Here is a 15,488-nt window from a genome sequence, read left to right as displayed (position 1 = left end):
CAGCCGCATGAACAAAACAGACCGCATGTTAGCTATCGTACTGGAGCTGCAGCGTAAAGACGTTGTACGGGCAGAGGATTTGGCGGCAGCCTTCGAGACGAGCGTAAGGACGATCTACCGGGATATTCAGGCTCTCAGTGAAGCCGGAGTGCCGGTGATAGGGGCGACGGGTCAGGGATATTCATTAGTGAAGGGGTATTTCCTGCCCCCGGTCAGCTTCACTGCCGAGGAAGCGGTGACCCTGCTGATTGGGACGGACTTCATTGAACAACGGTTCGACGCTCATTACGGGACCCAGGCCTCCGCAGCAGGCAGGAAAATAGAGGCGATTCTGCCGGAGGATGTCAAGGAGAATGCCTCCCGGCTCCGCCAGAGCATCCTGCTGCTGAATACCAGTAAAGATAAGCTGCAAGGACAGGAGAAGGAGTACATGGAGCAGATCCGCCGCGCGATTCTGGAGCAGCGGAAGATCAGCTTCGGGTATACGAAGGGCAGACAGGAAGCTGATGGAAGTCACCGGAGTGTCCGAACGGCCTCGCCGTATGGACTAGTCCTGAACAGAGGCGCCTGGACCCTGGTCGCCTGGTGCGGGCTGCGGCAGGAGATCCGTCATTTCCGGTTATCCAGAATGAGCGAGCTTATCGTTCTGGATGACCGGTTTCAGGCGCCTGCGGATTTCGATCTGCACGAGTACCAGCCGGAGGATGACCGCCATGTACGCGTGCGCATTTTGGTTCAGCCGGAGATCGCGGGCAAGGCGGCTGAATCGGGTAACTTTTATCTGGAGGCAGTGGAGGACCAGGCTGCCGGAAGGCTTATGACCTTTCGCGTGCGTCACCCCGAGGATCTGCTGCAATGGGTACTCGGCTGGGGGGCAGATGCTGTTGTGCTGGAGCCTGAAGCCCTGCGGAACCGGGTGCGGGATGAAGCTGCGAGGATATTCAGCCGATACTGACATCACGTAGTGACCAGGGAAGAATTCATTGTGAGGAGTTACGAACATGAAGCACCGGTTACGCCAATATATGACCCGCCTGACCTCTCTCAGTGAAGCGGAGCAGCAGGCCATACTGGATGAGATTCTGGTTGAGGAATACAGCAAAGGAACCATTCTGCTCAGGCAGGGGGAGGTTCCCGGGAAGTGCTATTTCGTGTTACAAGGCTGCGTGCGGCAGCATAGCGTGGACATTACAGGCCGCGACATCACCTCTAACTTGTATACAGAGGAGCAGGCCATCGCGATCTTCAATGCGCATAAGGAGGATGCCTCTTCGGAATACAGCCTGACCTGTCTGGAGGACTGTGTACTTGTTGTCGGCGCGCTGAATATGGAGCAGGCCATGTACGCCAAGCATGCGCAGCTGGAGGGGATGACCCGCCGGATGATCGAGGAGAACTTCGGTCAGATGCAGGAGGAATTCGCTGCTTTTGTAGCCTCTTCCCCCGAAGACCGTCTGAAGACACTGATGCAGACAAGACCCGGATTGATCAGCCGCGTCCCCCAGCATCAGCTGGCCAGCTATCTCGGCATGACCCCGGAGTCCCTAAGCCGGATTAAGAAGCGGCTGCAGCGTGAGCGGGCGGAGCTGGAATTCTGAACAGCAGCCATATCCCGAGTCCCAGCTCCCCGGCGGTCATCGGCAGTATAAATATCCACTTCACCATCTGGATGAACCCCGTATATTCTGGCACGAGTAAGCTGCACAGATGCAGTGCCATATAACCGAAGCCTGCCAGCAGCAGCAGTACACTGAGGGGCTTCGGAATATTCTCCGCCCGAACCGCAAGTAATCCTACCACGAGCAGATGCCCGCCGAATAGAATCAGACCCGCCGACCATACCGCCTCGAATCCCTGAAGAGCAAGCATAACCTCCCCCTGTAGTTGTCCTTTGGTGAAGCCGGAGAGTTCCGGTGCACTTCCTCCTGTAAGCAGGGAAACCACGATCAGACTCGACACAGCCACCCCCAATACCGCCGTATAAGCCAGGCGCAGCCAGGCCCCCAGCAGGGATAGAGCCGGATGTACAGGCCTCAGAACCTGATATAAGGCCCAGGCAGCCACGACGTCACAGGCGATGATTACGATCCACCCGAGGATTTCGGCCCTGAACAGCGAAGGAGAGGACTGAAGACGGGCGAAGGTAGCGGCGGCATCCCCATTCACCACAACACTTCCATGAATATATCCATACGAGAATGCGGCGGCAATTGCCATTACAATGAGTGAGATTCCCCCGGTACGTGCCACTGTTGCTGACATCAGCATAACCCCCTGATTGATTAATGATTGTGGTTATATTGTACGCAGCAGCGGGCAGGGGAACATTGACTTAAGATAAGAGGGGAATGTTTAATTTTAAATATTAAGAATTGAATAAAGGGTAGTAATCAAAAAATGTCGAACCTTAGTTTAGGATATTGCTGAGCAATGAAGCTAACTGAATAAAAGGAGACCCGCACCTATGAAAAACATCGTACGCTCCCTTGAAGATATAGTGAATCTGGCACCCATCCTGAAAGCTGCTTTTCCTTATGATCTGTCGGTTGCGGTCTGTGACACTGAGAAGTTTCTCGTCTATTACCCTGGGGATTCCATTGATCTGGGGATTAGCGCCGGGCAGATTATTCACGCAGACGAACCTCTGTATCATGCGCTGAAAAATGATGAATACTCAAGGGCCAATGTTCCCAAAGAGTATTATGGATACGAATTTGTGGGTACGGTCCTTCCGGTACATGGAGAGGATGAACGTGTCTGCGGGGCGATCTGCATTCAGGTGCGCAGACAGACCGAGCTGCGGGAAATTGCCGACCGGATGACACTGTCCCTGAATCAGGCTAATGCGCGGATCGTGCAGGTAGCGGGCGGGTCTAACCAGTTGGCCGACTTCTCACAGAAGCTGCTGGCCCAGTCAGAGACCACTGCTGCAAGTATCCAAAAAAGCGATGAAGTGCTGGCCGTCCTGAGGAAGGTTGCCGACCAGACGCACCTGCTTGGAATTAATGCGGCCATTGAGGCCGCCCATGCCGGAGAGAAGGGCCGGGGCTTCGACATTGTCGCCAGAGAAATCCGCAAGTTCTCACAGGAGAACGAGCAATCCGCGCAGCGGATACGGGACACCCTGCGGGAGATCCAGACAGCGATGAAGGGAATCGGCCAATCCATCGGTCAGATTGCCTCAGTGGGGCAAGAGCAGGCAGCTTCAACGCAAGAGATGTCCAGCTTCATTGAGGAGATCCGGGCAATGTCCGAGCAGTTGAACCAGTTCGCGCAGAAGCTGTGAAGCTGGAGCAGAGAGGAAGCTGCCTGCATAGGCCCGCGAATCTTACAGATGTGCGATCAGTGTGGCCGCCAGCGCCAGGAAGGCCGGGAGGCCTTGCATCAGCAGAATGGATCTTTTGGAGGTGAGTCCGCCATAGATCGCCGCAACCGCCACGCAGATGAGGAAGAACAATTGCAGCTGGTACCCGAAGTCCGCGCTCGGATGCAGCAGGCCCCAGATTAGACCGGCTGCCAGGAAGCCGTTATACAAGCCCTGGTTGGCAGCAAGCGACTTCGTCTCCCGGGAGAAGGCAGGGGAGGTTCCGAATGCCTTCTGTGCTCTCGGGGTGGTCCACAGAAACATCTCCAGTACAAGTATGTACACATGCTCTAGTGCTACTAAGGCTACAAGAATTAAACTTACAGTCATCATAACGAGTCCCTCTTTTCAAGTGATAGGAATAGGAATTTACATTGCGCAAAATATAATTTTACAAACCTAAATATAACCAAGTATTTGCCTTTTGTCAATTTATTGCATCCATATTGTAAGGGAGGAAGGAAATGTACATCAGAACACTGGCCCCCTCGGACGCCGAAAGCTACCGGGCGCTTCGTTTGCAGTCGCTGCAGCAGCACCCTGAGGCTTTTCTAAGCTCCTATGAATCGGAAGTGAAATTGTCCACCGAGACGACCCGAATCAAGCTGGACTCCTCGGACGAACATTTCACCCTGGGTGCCTTCTTGGACGGGGAGCAGAGGCTGGTGGGAATGGCTACCTTGTTCCGGGAGAGCAGGCCCAAGATTCAGCACAAAGCTCATGTCTATGCAGTATATGTAGATCCGGATGCCCGTAAACATGGCGTGGGCAGCGCGCTGATGCTGGAGCTGATTGCCAGGGCGAAGGCCGCACCGGGGCTGGAGCTGCTGACGCTGACCGTAACCTCCAATAACGTTCCGGCAAAAAGACTCTACGAATCCCTGGGATTCATCCGCTACGGCACAGAGCCGAAGGCGATGAAGCTTGGCAGCGAGTATCTGGACGAGGATCTGATGGTGCTGATGCTGTAAAATACAGCAAAAGCCCCTCCCGCCTTTTCGGCAGAAGGGGCAAAGATGAAGGGGCGGTTGCTTACTTCGCAGACTTTCCGCTCAGGATGGCCTTCACCTGGCTGACCATTGCCGCTGCGTCAGCACTGGTGACACCGTCCTGCGGACGGAAGCTTCCGTCTTGATCCAGCTTCACGATCTTAAGGGCAAGCGCGGTCTGAATGGCTCCCGAGTTCAGGGTATTGATCTTGTCATTATCCTTGATCTCCACCGGGATCAGCTTGATCATCGGCAGTTGGCCGCTGGTCTGGAGCGTATTAATCAGCAGATAGGTGAACGATTCGCGGGTTACGCTCATATTCGGATCAATTTTGATCTGAAGATTCACCTCAGGTCCAGCAGCGTCCTTGATGAACTGGACGGCTTCGGTTGCGGTAATCGTCCCGCTCACCGCACCGGGTGCCGGATGTGCCTTCAGATAAGCCAGTGCATTGCTGATGGCTACTGCCGCTTCCGCACGGGTGATCTCCTGTTTCGGGTTAAGCTTGCCGCTGCCATCCAGCTTCAGGACACCATAGTTCAGCGCACGCTGAAGGGCACCGGAGTAGTCTACCTTCACCTGATCCTGGTCGGCATACTCCATCACTACTGGCTTAATCATCGGCAAGTGGTTCGTGTTCTCCATCGCATCAATGAGCTGGTAGGTAAATTCTTCGCGGGTCAGCTTCTCACCAGGCTTCAGATCCGCTGGCAGGTCCAAGCCGTGCACACCGGCAATAATCAGCGCCTGTGCATACCAGGCGGAGTCACTCGCGTTCTTGAAATAGTCGGTGGCATGCGGCTCCTTCACGAACCGGATCGTATCCAGATTCAGATCAAGCGCACTCACGATCATCTGCACCCCCTGGGCGGCTGTGATGCTGAGGTTCGGGCCGAACAGATCCGCGCTGATGCCTTTAATCAGGCCGCTGTTCTGAAGCGCGATAATCTTGTCTTTATCCTGCACGTTATGGATATCCTTGAAGGCTGCGGCCGAGGCGAATTGTTGTCCTGTGAAGCTGAGCGCCAGAGCGGCGGCTGCGGATAGGGTTATCATCTTGAATGTATTCTTCATGTCAAGTCACCTCGAAAGAGTAGTTTGTGGTTTATTTGTGATCATAGACGGCGGCTTAGTCAAAAAGGTTCCAGCAAAAATAAAATAATCGAAATCATATAAAAAAGCACTGGCCGCATTGGGCTAGTGCCGTTTTCTCATACAAATCTCCTGCCATCTCATAAGCCATCCGTACTGCTCATCACAGAATTCTTTCGATACAGACTGTAGGCCCTGGCAGCGGACAATGCGGGATATAATCTGATAATGCCTTACCGCAATAAAGTCGAAAATCGCGTAGATCTCATTGTCACTCAGGGTTCGCACCTTAGAATAACCGGTATAGAAACGTTCAAATAAACGCTGAGTATCATCATACATTAAGTCGTGATATTGATTAAAATGAGTAGCGTCTGACATGTATGCCACGTCCATGCCGGGATAGTCGCCGGAGGCATCATCAAAATCCATAAAGATATACTGCCCGTGGCAGTCCCTAATCATGTTGCCTGTATGAAGGTCTCCGTGGCAAAAGCCCTGTGGGAGCTTGGACATACGGCCCCACAATTCATTTCCATATTGTTCAAGAGCAGCCATGGAATTTGAATCACAGTCCAGTTCGCTCATAATAGAGAGATAATCATCAATATATTCATCTTTTGTCCGGTGAAGCAGTGGTTCATCAGGGTAATTGCGCATTAGCTTATGAAGCTCGGCTGTCTGGTGACCAATAAGCTCCGCTTCGGCAAGTCCATCAGGATTGTCACCCTCTACATAGTCGTAGAGCACAGCGGTAAGCCAGCCCTCCTGAGCTTCAAGAAGAATGTGGTTCTTGTGTCTGGCAGTCCGCAGGACCGTCACAGCCGGAAAGGAATGAGCCTGCAAATAGTCAAGAATCCGAAGAGACTGCATGGCATCGGCTGTTTTGAAGCTGCGGTATATTTTGAGCACATAACTCTTACCCCTGCCCTCTGCAAAATAAACCGAGCCAATCATTTCCCGGTGAAGCTTGATCTGCTCAATACGTAACAAATAGGATTTGTTAATCTCACGGATAAGATGATCATGGTTCATCTAGCAGCGTCTCCTTTAATGAATGGCTCCAGCTGCTGTTCATTATCCTATGGGAGAAAGACAGATGTATAGAGAAAGATTAGTTATAATTATACCTCCGCCGACACAATCTGATTCCGGCCCTGGTGCTTCGCGGCATACAGTGCTTTGTCCGCAGATTTGAGCAGGTCATTCAGGTAGGTTGTAGCATCCATGCCTGGCGGGACCTTGAATTCATCAATGCTGAGCAGACCCATGCTGATCGTAATGGATACGGGTTCATCAATATAATCAATGTTAATGCTGTTGTGCTCCACATTGGTTTTGAGCTGTTCGGCCAGCAGCCGGGCCCCGGCTTCATCCGTATCCGGCAGATAGATAATGAATTCCTCTCCGCCGTAGCGGGCCAGAATATCGGAGGGCCGCAGACTGCGCTGCAGAAGCTCCACCGTACTGCAAATGACCACATCGCCGGCCATATGGCCGTACTGATCGTTGATTTTTTTGAAAAAGTCGATGTCGATCAGTATAATAGTCGAAGGTGTCAGAGAATTACCGGTCCGCAGCACCTCCTGCTCCAATTGCTGCATCAGGTAATGCCGGTTGTAGCAGCCGGTCAGGCTGTCGGTAATCGCCAGCTTGCGGAGCTTGGCGTTCGTCTGGAACAACTCCTCCTGCACTTTGATCAGCGCAGCGTTGCGTTCCTGAAGAATCGTATTCTGATGGTTCGTCTCATCAATGAGCCGGTGGATCTCGGTAATATTCTGGAAGGTAACAATCCGTCCGACCCGGATGCCGCTTACCATGATAGGCGCAGCATGAATGCTGATATACATTTGAATAACAGGATACGGAATTTCAGTCCCGGCCGTCTCCAGCGGATCATCACGGTAGCTCCGCAGGAAGGGTTCAATCTTCTCGTCAGGGCCGTCAGGCAGATAGCTGCTTATGTTGAACGCTGCACCTTTATCCAGAGTAATATAAGGGTGCAGGGCCTGGTTAATTTCTACGACCTGCTCTTGATCATCCAGCACGAGAACCCCGTATTCCATGGTATTGATAATATCCTGGTGGGCGATAGTGACGATATCAAACACTTTGTCCTGATGGATCGTAATTACAAAAAAAGTAGCCGACACCACGATGCCCAGTGAAGTGAAGCCCGGAATCACCGGCAGGTAATCATCCAGAATCACATTGAAGAATACATCGAGCATAATGAAGGCACCTACGGCAATAATTCCTCTGAGCATATACATAATCTGATTCTTGATCCGCTGGGCCTGATTGGAGGTCAGGGCCACGTATATGACATACAGGGATATGAGGGCATTAACTATAATAAAGGCCATGCTAAGCCAGAAGACAGGCCCGTAGATGCGTTCCGCATATCCCCCGTTCACCGGGAGGACAAACCATTCATAAGGATTCAGCACCACTAAGACGGATGACAGCAAGGCCGGGACGGTCAGGGCGGCCACTACTTTTCGATTCAGGAATTGGGATTGTCCGGCCAGCAGGATGGTGAAGAAGATCCAGCCCAGGCTCAGCAGGGAAGCATCCACGAAGGCAAGCTTCACATAAAAGAGCTGAAAGACAGGATCATCGACCGTCCGGATCGCAAACTGGCAATAGGGCCAGATCAGCATAGAGAAATGGAACCCTAAATAGACTTTGTGCAGATTGGTAATGTTAACCGTAGCAACGATATAGATAAGCAGTAGAAACAGAATGAAGCACATGATCAGGTCAATCCACGATGCTAAGGCCAATATATTACACCTTCTTGGTTTTAATAGTATTTATTGATTTTTATGGGTCTAAGGTCTTATATATTGTTTTTAATATATAATTAGCGTGTGCAGATTACAAGATTTTTAGTTAAATCTTTCGGAAAATATTGGATTGGGAGGGAACCGCATGAAGTCTATCAGCGTGCAGAATCTAATGGAGAAATTCCATCTGGAGGTGCTTGCCGGAGCCGGCCGTATGGACCGTCTCGTCACCCGTCCAAGGACGCACAGACCGGGTCTGGAGTTCGTCGGTTACTTTGATTTCTTCCCGATGGAGCGGGTGCAGGTTCTTGGCCGTAAAGAGATCAACTATCTGCTTACGCTGAGTGTAGAGGAGCGCATGCTGCATATCGGAAACATCGTCAAATACCACCCGCCGTGCTTCATCGTGACCAGCGGGCAGCAGGAGATTCCTTATCTGACGCTGTTCTGTGACCAGGAGGGCATTCCGCTGCTGCGGACGCCGGAGGTGACCACCGAGTTCATCGCCAAGCTGGACAGCTTCCTGGTGAAGACGCTGGCCCCGGAGCTGTCCATCCATGGGGTATGCGTGAACGTATCGGGGATCGGTATCCTGCTGCGGGGCAAGTCGGGCATCGGCAAGAGTGAGACTGCGCATACCCTCATCCGAAGGGGCCACCGCTTCGTGGCGGACGATATTGTAGTGCTTAAGAAGCTGGGTCCGGCGACACTTCTTGGAACGCATAATGAGACCACGCGTGAGTTCCTCGCGCTGCGCAGCATTGGCCTGATTAATGTAGTGCGGCAATACGGGCGGAGAGCATTCCAGGATGAGACGCGGATCGTGCTTGATATTGAGCTTGCGCCGTGGCAGGAGAATTCGCTCAACAATGAGCTGGAGCTGGTGCCCCAGTTCACCGAATACCTCGGTGTTCAGATTCCTCATATTGAGGTCCAGCTTCAGCCCGGACGCGATGTAGCCGGTCTGATTGAAGCTGCCGCGAATAACTGGTATCTCAAGCAGCTCGGGTACAGCGCGGTTGAGGATTTCATGAAGCGGATTGAAGACGGAATGCAGTCCTGAGGAATGAAGAACTGCTCTCCCGGGCAACTTAGAGTAAACAGCAAGGGAGGGGTATCCGTTCATGGCGAGAAGAAGCAGAAAATATGCAGTGCCGGGAGCAGCCCAGGGAATGCAGACCTTCAAGGCTGAGGTGATGAGACAGGAAGGCTATCACGTAGATCCGAGTCATCCTGATGATGTGAAATACGAAGTGGCCAAAGAAATGGGAATTCCGCTGGAGGCAGGTAATAACGGCAATCTGACGACGGAAGCGGCAGGACAGATCGGCGGCAGAATCGGGGGCTCCATGGTCCGGGAGATGGTTCGCCTGGCACAGGAGCAGCTGGCGAATAAAGGGAACTTATAGTATTTCTTTAATTATTTAAAGAACACAAAAAAGCAATGATTCTCCAATTCACGGGAGAACCACTGCTTTTTTAACGTTTGAAGCTTTGGAGATATTTCGTACAGCTCAGGTTACAGGCTGCCGCTGTAATATTTGAACTCTGAACGAACCTTGAATCCGGCACGGATATAGAGATTCAAGGCCCGGACGTTCTCGGTGACTACACTGAGGCGGATAACGGGATAAGGCTTCTGCAAGAGGAGACCGAGGGTCTGTCTTAGCACCTTCCCGCCAACCCCCTTACCCTGACAGGAGGGCAGGATACAGAAATTATGAATAAATGCCGTATCCTCATTGATATAATTGACCCGGATCAGCCCCAGCGCCTGGCCCTCTGCCCAAGCGATATACGTTACCCGCTCCGGCTCATCCGTCTCAGTGAAGTACTCGCGCGTCTCCTCTTGCGATTCTCCGAAGGCCTGGGAGGAGCAGGATATCATGAATTCCCAATCCGCCGGTGTGGCCGGGAGCAGATGCAGATCTTCCGGCACCGGCTGCAGCGTTGTCAGGGGATCATAGGACATGGCGTACTCAGACCGGCTGAAACGGGCGCCAAGGGCCGAGGCTGCCCCGAGCCCTGTCTCTGAGCCTCCGGGAATCTTGTAGCTAAGCTTGTGAATGCCCAGTGGCGCGATATCCTGCCCTGCCCGCTCTACAAGACTGCGGAATACGCCCTCACGGCGATAATCCGGGTGGACCATCCCATTGATCTGCGCCTCACCGCTGCCGGAAGCGAACCAGCTAAGCAGGCCGATGAGCTGGTCTTCACGGTAACAGAGCAGCGCATGGTCGCCGTCTTTTTTGACGAGATGCTCAAGGTCTGAGCTTAACTGGATGGAATCCGCGCGGCTGCACTGCTGTTCCAGGTCTGTAATATCCGCTGCCTGCTGCCTGGAATCGTAGGTCATTGGAATGATGATATTCCCGTTCCTCAGCATCATGAAGTGGGTCCAGACGGCTGAAGCAGCGAGTTCCTATAGTTCATGAGCGGAGCCAGCCAGACCATACCGGTTCCCCGGTAGACATTGACCAGACCTTCACCGGATACCGCGGAGCCCATGCGGGTCTTGCCTGACTTCTCCACCGTAAAGTCCAGCGAATTCGACCACATTAACGCGAAATTGCCATCGACCTTCAGCACATCATTCTGCAGATCGACCACGATGGCTTCCTCGGAAGGGATGGGCGCTTCCAGTGCGATAATTCCTTTGCCGCGTGCGCTCAGGTTGAACAGTCCTTCTCCGCCGAGAACGGCAGAGGATACATTCTTGCGTGCAGCCACAGAGATGTCGAGCGAGGCCTCGCAGGCCAGGAACATGCCGTCATCAATGACGATATGGTCGTTGTCCACATCAATCAGCCAGAGATATTTGTAGGTGGTTTCGAGCATAATCGTCCCGGTTCCTTTATAGAGCGGCTTGACCGCACTTGTTCCGGTAGCCGCACTGGATAACATATTCCGCATCAGGCCGCCGACACCCTTGATCCCGGAGGTCATCTCGATATTGCCAATCATATACTGCATGGCACCGGCGCTCAGCATCACCTCACTGTTGTTAAGCTCAATCATGAGCTGCTTATTGCGCATATTGCTCTTGCTCATGAAGAAGTTGGTCTCTGCTTCATAGCGGGAAGTGGTGCTGAGATCCTCTTTGTATTCGATAATGCTGAAGCCGCCGAGCTGCTCTTTGATGACCACGTTGGAATTGTCCTTCAGGTTATTGATAGTAAAAGCCATGGATATCCACTCCTTCGGTAGCAGTTATTCTGCAAGACGGTGTATCGTGCCTTCAAGGCATAGGTATTCGACATCTCTCGCGGGTATCCTTGCTACCAGACGCAAAAAAACGGGCGGAACTATTACTTTACATATATTATCAGGTTAGCGTAATGTTCTATATGTAGTGCACAGATCACAAACGCATGTCCTATAACCAGCAGTAGTGCCGAAAGGAAGTTAGCCTTGTTTGAGACGTTGCTTCTCAATTTTTTGTTTATGCTGTTTCCGGTGCTGATCTTTCTGATATTTTTTGAGAACCGGCCCCACGCCTACAACCGTAAGATTCTTGTACTGCTCATAGCTATAACCATGATCCTGTGTATTGCCAAGCCGATCCGGCTGGAGACGGGGTTCATCTTTGATCTGCGGTATGTTCCGTTCATTATTACGGCCTTGTATGGCGGGTACAAAAATACCCTGCCCTTATATCTGATTCTAAATGTGTACCGGTTCTACATAGGCGGAGAGGGAACGATCCAATCGTTTCTTTTTTCGACAGCAGTCTTGGTTCTGGTCCCGTCTATAAGCTCGAAATTTCTCCGTTCCAAGCCCAGGGGCCGGATGATTTGGGCCATCTCCATTGTGATCCTGACTATGGGCTGTTATCTGTTTATCCTGAGCCTGATCATGGATAAGCTGGATATACAGTATTGGACGCTGGCCTTCTATGCCTTAACTATCCATGCCGTGGTCATGGCGGTTCTCATGATTCTGCTGGAGCAGATTCTTACCAACCTCAGGAACCGGGAGCGGATCATGCAGTCGGAGCGGCTGAATGTGGTCAGCGAGCTGGCGGCCAGCGTCTCACATGAGATGCGGAACCCGTTAACCGTGACGAGCGGCTTCCTCCAGCTGCTTAACCTCTCGAAGACGCTTACACCTGAAGAGAAGGGGTACATCGAGCTGTCGCTGCTGGAGCTGAACCGGGCGGAGAAGATCATCAGCGATTATCTGTCTTTTGCCAAGCCGCAATCGGAGAACCGGGTCTACTCCAACCTCCAGGCCGAGTGTGAATACACCAAGAATGTCATTATGCCGTATGCCACCATCCATAAGGTCGCGGTTGAATTCAGCTTCAGCAATACACTCTGCACCCATTATGACCGGAACCAGATGCAGCAATGCCTGATTAATCTGTATAAGAATGCGATAGAAGCCATGCAGGGAAGGGATGACGGCGTTCTGTCCATCGAGATCACCGAGAGTAAGCCGAATATCGTGATTACGATCCGCGACACCGGTATCGGAATGACGAAGGAGGAGATATCCCGCCTGGGCAAGCCTTATTATTCGACCAAAGAAGAGGGCACAGGCCTCGGGATGCTCATGGTCTACAACGCGATCAACAAGGTCAAGGGCCGTATCGAGGTTCGCAGCGAGAAAGGAAAGGGAACCACCTTCAAGATCATCATCCCGACCTAGGGGCCCGGCAACAGTGGGAAACCTGGTGTGAAAATGATAAAGTAACTATAAGAGGACTTCGATCTATTATCCGGGAGGCTACAGGCAATGAGAGAAGAGTTAATCGCACAATTAAATGCGTGGCATGAGGAAGACCAATTTGAAGAAATCGTATCCCGCATCAAAGAGGTGCCTACACCGCTGATTGATGAGGAGCTGGCGGTCCACCTGGGCCGGGCGCTCAATAATCTGGGCCGCTACCGGGAAGCGCTTAAATGGTTCAACAAGGCGGCGGACAAGGGTAAAAAAGACCCGCTGTGGCATTTCCGCGTCGGCTACGCCCATTATTATCTGGACGAATACGATGAGGCGATCAAAGCCTTCAAGAAGGCGAATAAGCTGGACCCTGAGGATCAGGACACCATTGAGTTCCTGGCCTGGAGCCGGAATGAGAAGGCTGCGCTTGCCGGTGATGACGATGATTCGGCGGAGGATACCGGTACCGGTTCTGATTCCGATTCCAGTGCCGGAGCGGAAGCGGATGCCGCAGAAGAACCCAAGCGTTAGGGGTTGACGGCCGGGTTAACCCGCGGATATAATGTTAAACAATCTTACGAATGAGGTGAAATGGATGCCATTCCGTACCGTCGCAAGGAACTAGTTATCGGGCTGGGTAGAACGCGTACCAGCCATCAAGGGGGCAGTCTGCCCTTTTGAGAAGATACCCTAACTAGAACCTTGAACGGTGCCTGTGCATTCATTTTTTTGTAGCCGGGACACTGAGTTATTCCGCTTGAAGACTATGCTGCAGATGCAGGTGGTGCTTTGCGTGGAATGGCGGGGGTCCCGGCTTTTTCATACCTTATTGATAAGATTGGAGATTGTAATCATGCTAAGGAAATGTCTTGTCCACCTCAGAGGGTGGGTTGCTCTCTATATATGCCTCGGCTTCGCCATTCAGCTCTTGAGCAGTCTGGGTATTGTCGTCTTTCAGAAGATTCTTGACCAGGCGGTGGATGGAACGGGCTTCGGCGAAATCACTTATTGGATTGTCATCTACGGCGTCCTGCTCGGCTTGAATGTCCTGCTGAATTATGCGGATGAATATCCGAGTGCCCATCTGCCCTGCAGTATCACGGAACGCCTGAAGATTATGGCCTTGTCCAAGATCTCCAGAATGGATTATTCCGCCTATCAGAACATGGGCACAGGCCAGATGATCAAGGTGATTGAGAACGGCGCGGCGGCCGGGAACAGCATTCTGTTTTCTTTTGTTCTCCATACGCTGCATGAGCTGCTGCCTACGATTCTCTTCAGCCTGCTCTTCATCAGCTATTATGATCTAAGCATCATGCTGGTGATTGCGGGCGGCTACGTGGTCATCTTCGTGTTAACCCATGTGCTGCTGAAGTCGCTCTACAAGATCAAGGCGTCGGTGCTGAAGGAGCAGGAGGCCATGTCCCGGTACGGGGTGCGCGGCTTCATGGAGCTGGTGGTCTTCCGGACCAACAAGAAGTATGCGCAGGAGATCAGCCGGTTGAACGAAACCGCACGGAAGATCATTAAGCAAAGTGCGAAGCTGCAGATGATTCATGAGTCTTTTTTCGCCCTCTTTGAATTATTCATTACGGTGATTAAAGTGATTGTGCTGCTGTATGGCGTGAAGAAGGTCATCTCCGGGCAGGCCTCGGTCGGGGTGATGGTCGCGTTGTTCATGTTCATTGAGAAAATATATACGCCGATCGCCATCTTCAACGTGCTGTTTGTCGGATATAAGCTGAACCGGGTGACCTATCAGCGGTTCGAAGAATTCCTGAATGCCCCGGAGGACCGGAATCTGGAGCAGGGTATAAGGATTACGCGGCTGGAGGGGGGACTGGAGTTCAAGGAGGTATCCTTCAGCTATGGTGAGGTGCAGGTGCTGGACCGGCTGTCCTTCTCTATTGCGCCCGGAACCTCGGTTGCGCTGGTCGGCTTAAGCGGAAGCGGGAAATCGACGGTGATCAAGCTGATTACGGGCCTGCTGAAGACAAGCGGCGGCAAGCTGCTGGTAGACGGCACGGATATTGATGAGCTGAGTCTGGACAGCTATTATGATCATATCTCGTATCTGTCGCAGGACAGCCCGATCTTCGACACCTCCATCAGGGGCAATATGGTGTTTGACCAGAAGGTCCCGGATGAGGAGCTCTATGCGGTGCTGGACAAGGTTCATCTGAAGGAGAAGGTGCTGTCGCTGCCGGAGAAGCTGGAGACGAGGGTCGGTGAACGGGGCCTCAAGTTGTCGGGCGGTGAGCGGCAGCGGCTGGCCTTCGCCCGGGCGATCCTGCAGAAGCGCAATCTAATCATCCTCGATGAACCGGTGTCGGCGCTGGATAATATTACGGAGCGGAGCCTGATGGAGACGGTGTTTGCCGAGTTCAGGCATAAGACGGTCCTTATTATCGCGCACCGGCTGAACTTCGTCAGCGAAGTGGACCAGATTCTGGTCATGGAGCAAGGCAGGCTGGTGGGGGAAGGGGACTTCGATTCCCTGATCCGGGACTGCGCATCCTTCCGCACGCTGTGGAATAACGGCAGGGGACAAACGGATTAAATTATCTTTTACCTTGCGGGCCTCTGGT

At 52.5% G+C, this 15,488-nt stretch carries 16 protein-coding genes; 9 read left to right on the top strand and 7 right to left on the bottom strand.

All coding sequences use genetic code 11. From position 1 onward, the window contains the following. Positions 1 to 7 precede the first annotated feature (7 nt). Together HQN87_RS14100 and HQN87_RS14095 are read left to right on the top strand one after the other, a co-directional pair. Positions 8 to 955: a helix-turn-helix transcriptional regulator gene (locus HQN87_RS14100; RefSeq protein ID WP_173134163.1), complete on the top strand. Its 948-nt coding sequence runs from the start codon at positions 8 to 10 to the stop codon at positions 953 to 955. A gap of 46 nt (positions 956 to 1,001) precedes the next feature. Beyond that, entirely contained in the window at positions 1,002 to 1,598 is a 597-nt protein-coding gene (locus HQN87_RS14095) for a Crp/Fnr family transcriptional regulator (protein WP_173134161.1), read from the top strand. Here HQN87_RS14095 and HQN87_RS14090 read toward each other — a convergent pair. Then, positions 1,555 to 2,262: a DUF4386 domain-containing protein gene (locus HQN87_RS14090; protein WP_173134158.1), complete on the bottom strand. Its 708-nt coding sequence runs from the start codon at positions 2,260 to 2,262 to the stop codon at positions 1,555 to 1,557. The two genes, HQN87_RS14095 and HQN87_RS14090, sit on opposite strands and share 44 nt — an antisense overlap. 202 nt (positions 2,263 to 2,464) lie before the next feature. Here HQN87_RS14090 and HQN87_RS14085 point away from each other — a divergent pair, with 202 nt between their 5' ends. Next, entirely contained in the window at positions 2,465 to 3,286 is an 822-nt protein-coding gene (locus HQN87_RS14085) for a methyl-accepting chemotaxis protein (protein WP_173134156.1), read from the top strand. Between the two features lie 42 nt (positions 3,287 to 3,328). Here HQN87_RS14085 and HQN87_RS14080 read toward each other — a convergent pair whose 3' ends face one another. Further along, positions 3,329 to 3,697: a DUF1304 domain-containing protein gene (locus tag HQN87_RS14080; RefSeq protein WP_173134153.1), complete on the bottom strand. Its 369-nt coding sequence runs from the start codon at positions 3,695 to 3,697 to the stop codon at positions 3,329 to 3,331. A gap of 131 nt (positions 3,698 to 3,828) precedes the next feature. On the opposite strand from HQN87_RS14080, the gene HQN87_RS14075 reads away from it, so the two are divergent. Then, a complete protein-coding gene (locus HQN87_RS14075) occupies positions 3,829 to 4,335 on the top strand; it encodes a GNAT family N-acetyltransferase (RefSeq protein WP_173134150.1) in 507 nt (168 codons plus the stop codon). A gap of 61 nt (positions 4,336 to 4,396) precedes the next feature. Here the strand turns inward: HQN87_RS14075 and HQN87_RS14070 are convergent, their stop codons facing one another. The 3 genes from HQN87_RS14070 to HQN87_RS14060 form a co-directional block, all read right to left on the bottom strand. Next, positions 4,397 to 5,428, bottom strand: coding sequence for an S-layer homology domain-containing protein (locus tag HQN87_RS14070; RefSeq protein WP_173134147.1), 1,032 nt, complete (start codon positions 5,426 to 5,428; stop codon positions 4,397 to 4,399). Positions 5,429 to 5,551: 123 nt separating this feature from the next. Further along, on the bottom strand, positions 5,552 to 6,481 hold the full coding sequence (locus HQN87_RS14065; RefSeq protein ID WP_173134144.1) for a phosphotransferase enzyme family protein: 930 nt from the start codon (positions 6,479 to 6,481) through the stop codon (positions 5,552 to 5,554). 89 nt (positions 6,482 to 6,570) lie between these two features. Then, complete coding sequence (locus HQN87_RS14060) at positions 6,571 to 8,232, bottom strand: histidine kinase N-terminal 7TM domain-containing diguanylate cyclase (protein ID WP_173134141.1); 1,662 nt, start codon at positions 8,230 to 8,232, stop codon at positions 6,571 to 6,573. 148 nt (positions 8,233 to 8,380) lie between these two features. On the opposite strand from HQN87_RS14060, the gene hprK reads away from it, so the two are divergent. After that, complete coding sequence (gene hprK / locus HQN87_RS14055) at positions 8,381 to 9,298, top strand: HPr(Ser) kinase/phosphatase (protein WP_173134126.1); 918 nt, start codon at positions 8,381 to 8,383, stop codon at positions 9,296 to 9,298. 61 nt (positions 9,299 to 9,359) lie between these two features. Continuing rightward, positions 9,360 to 9,644, top strand: a complete 285-nt coding sequence (locus tag HQN87_RS14050; RefSeq protein WP_173134123.1) for an alpha/beta-type small acid-soluble spore protein — start codon at positions 9,360 to 9,362, stop codon at positions 9,642 to 9,644. Between the two features lie 110 nt (positions 9,645 to 9,754). Here the strand turns inward: HQN87_RS14050 and HQN87_RS14045 are convergent, their stop codons facing one another. Further along, positions 9,755 to 10,624, bottom strand: a complete 870-nt coding sequence (locus HQN87_RS14045; RefSeq protein ID WP_216857300.1) for a GNAT family N-acetyltransferase — start codon at positions 10,622 to 10,624, stop codon at positions 9,755 to 9,757. Continuing rightward, complete coding sequence (locus HQN87_RS14040; protein ID WP_173134117.1) at positions 10,621 to 11,421, bottom strand: AIM24 family protein; 801 nt, start codon at positions 11,419 to 11,421, stop codon at positions 10,621 to 10,623. Before HQN87_RS14040 ends, HQN87_RS14045 begins: the two co-directional genes overlap by 4 nt. 225 nt (positions 11,422 to 11,646) lie before the next feature. On the opposite strand from HQN87_RS14040, the gene HQN87_RS14035 reads away from it, so the two are divergent. From HQN87_RS14035 to HQN87_RS14025, 3 genes are all read left to right on the top strand, one after another. Then, the gene (locus tag HQN87_RS14035) at positions 11,647 to 12,885 is read left to right on the top strand and encodes an ATP-binding protein (RefSeq protein ID WP_173134114.1); all 1,239 of its coding nucleotides are present in this window, start codon (positions 11,647 to 11,649) and stop codon (positions 12,883 to 12,885) included. An 87-nt stretch (positions 12,886 to 12,972) separates the two neighbouring features. Continuing rightward, on the top strand, positions 12,973 to 13,431 hold the full coding sequence (locus HQN87_RS14030; protein WP_173134111.1) for a tetratricopeptide repeat protein: 459 nt from the start codon (positions 12,973 to 12,975) through the stop codon (positions 13,429 to 13,431). Between the two features lie 322 nt (positions 13,432 to 13,753). Continuing rightward, complete coding sequence (locus HQN87_RS14025) at positions 13,754 to 15,460, top strand: ABC transporter ATP-binding protein (RefSeq protein WP_173134108.1); 1,707 nt, start codon at positions 13,754 to 13,756, stop codon at positions 15,458 to 15,460. Positions 15,461 to 15,488: the final 28 nt, after the last annotated feature.

The sequence above is a fragment of the Paenibacillus tritici genome (genome assembly GCF_013204885.1).
GTDB classification, from domain to species: Bacteria; Bacillota; Bacilli; order Paenibacillales; family Paenibacillaceae; genus Paenibacillus_AQ; species Paenibacillus_AQ tritici.
The sequence above is the reverse complement of the archived record's forward strand: the minus strand, read 5'-3'. Positions and strand labels throughout refer to the sequence as shown.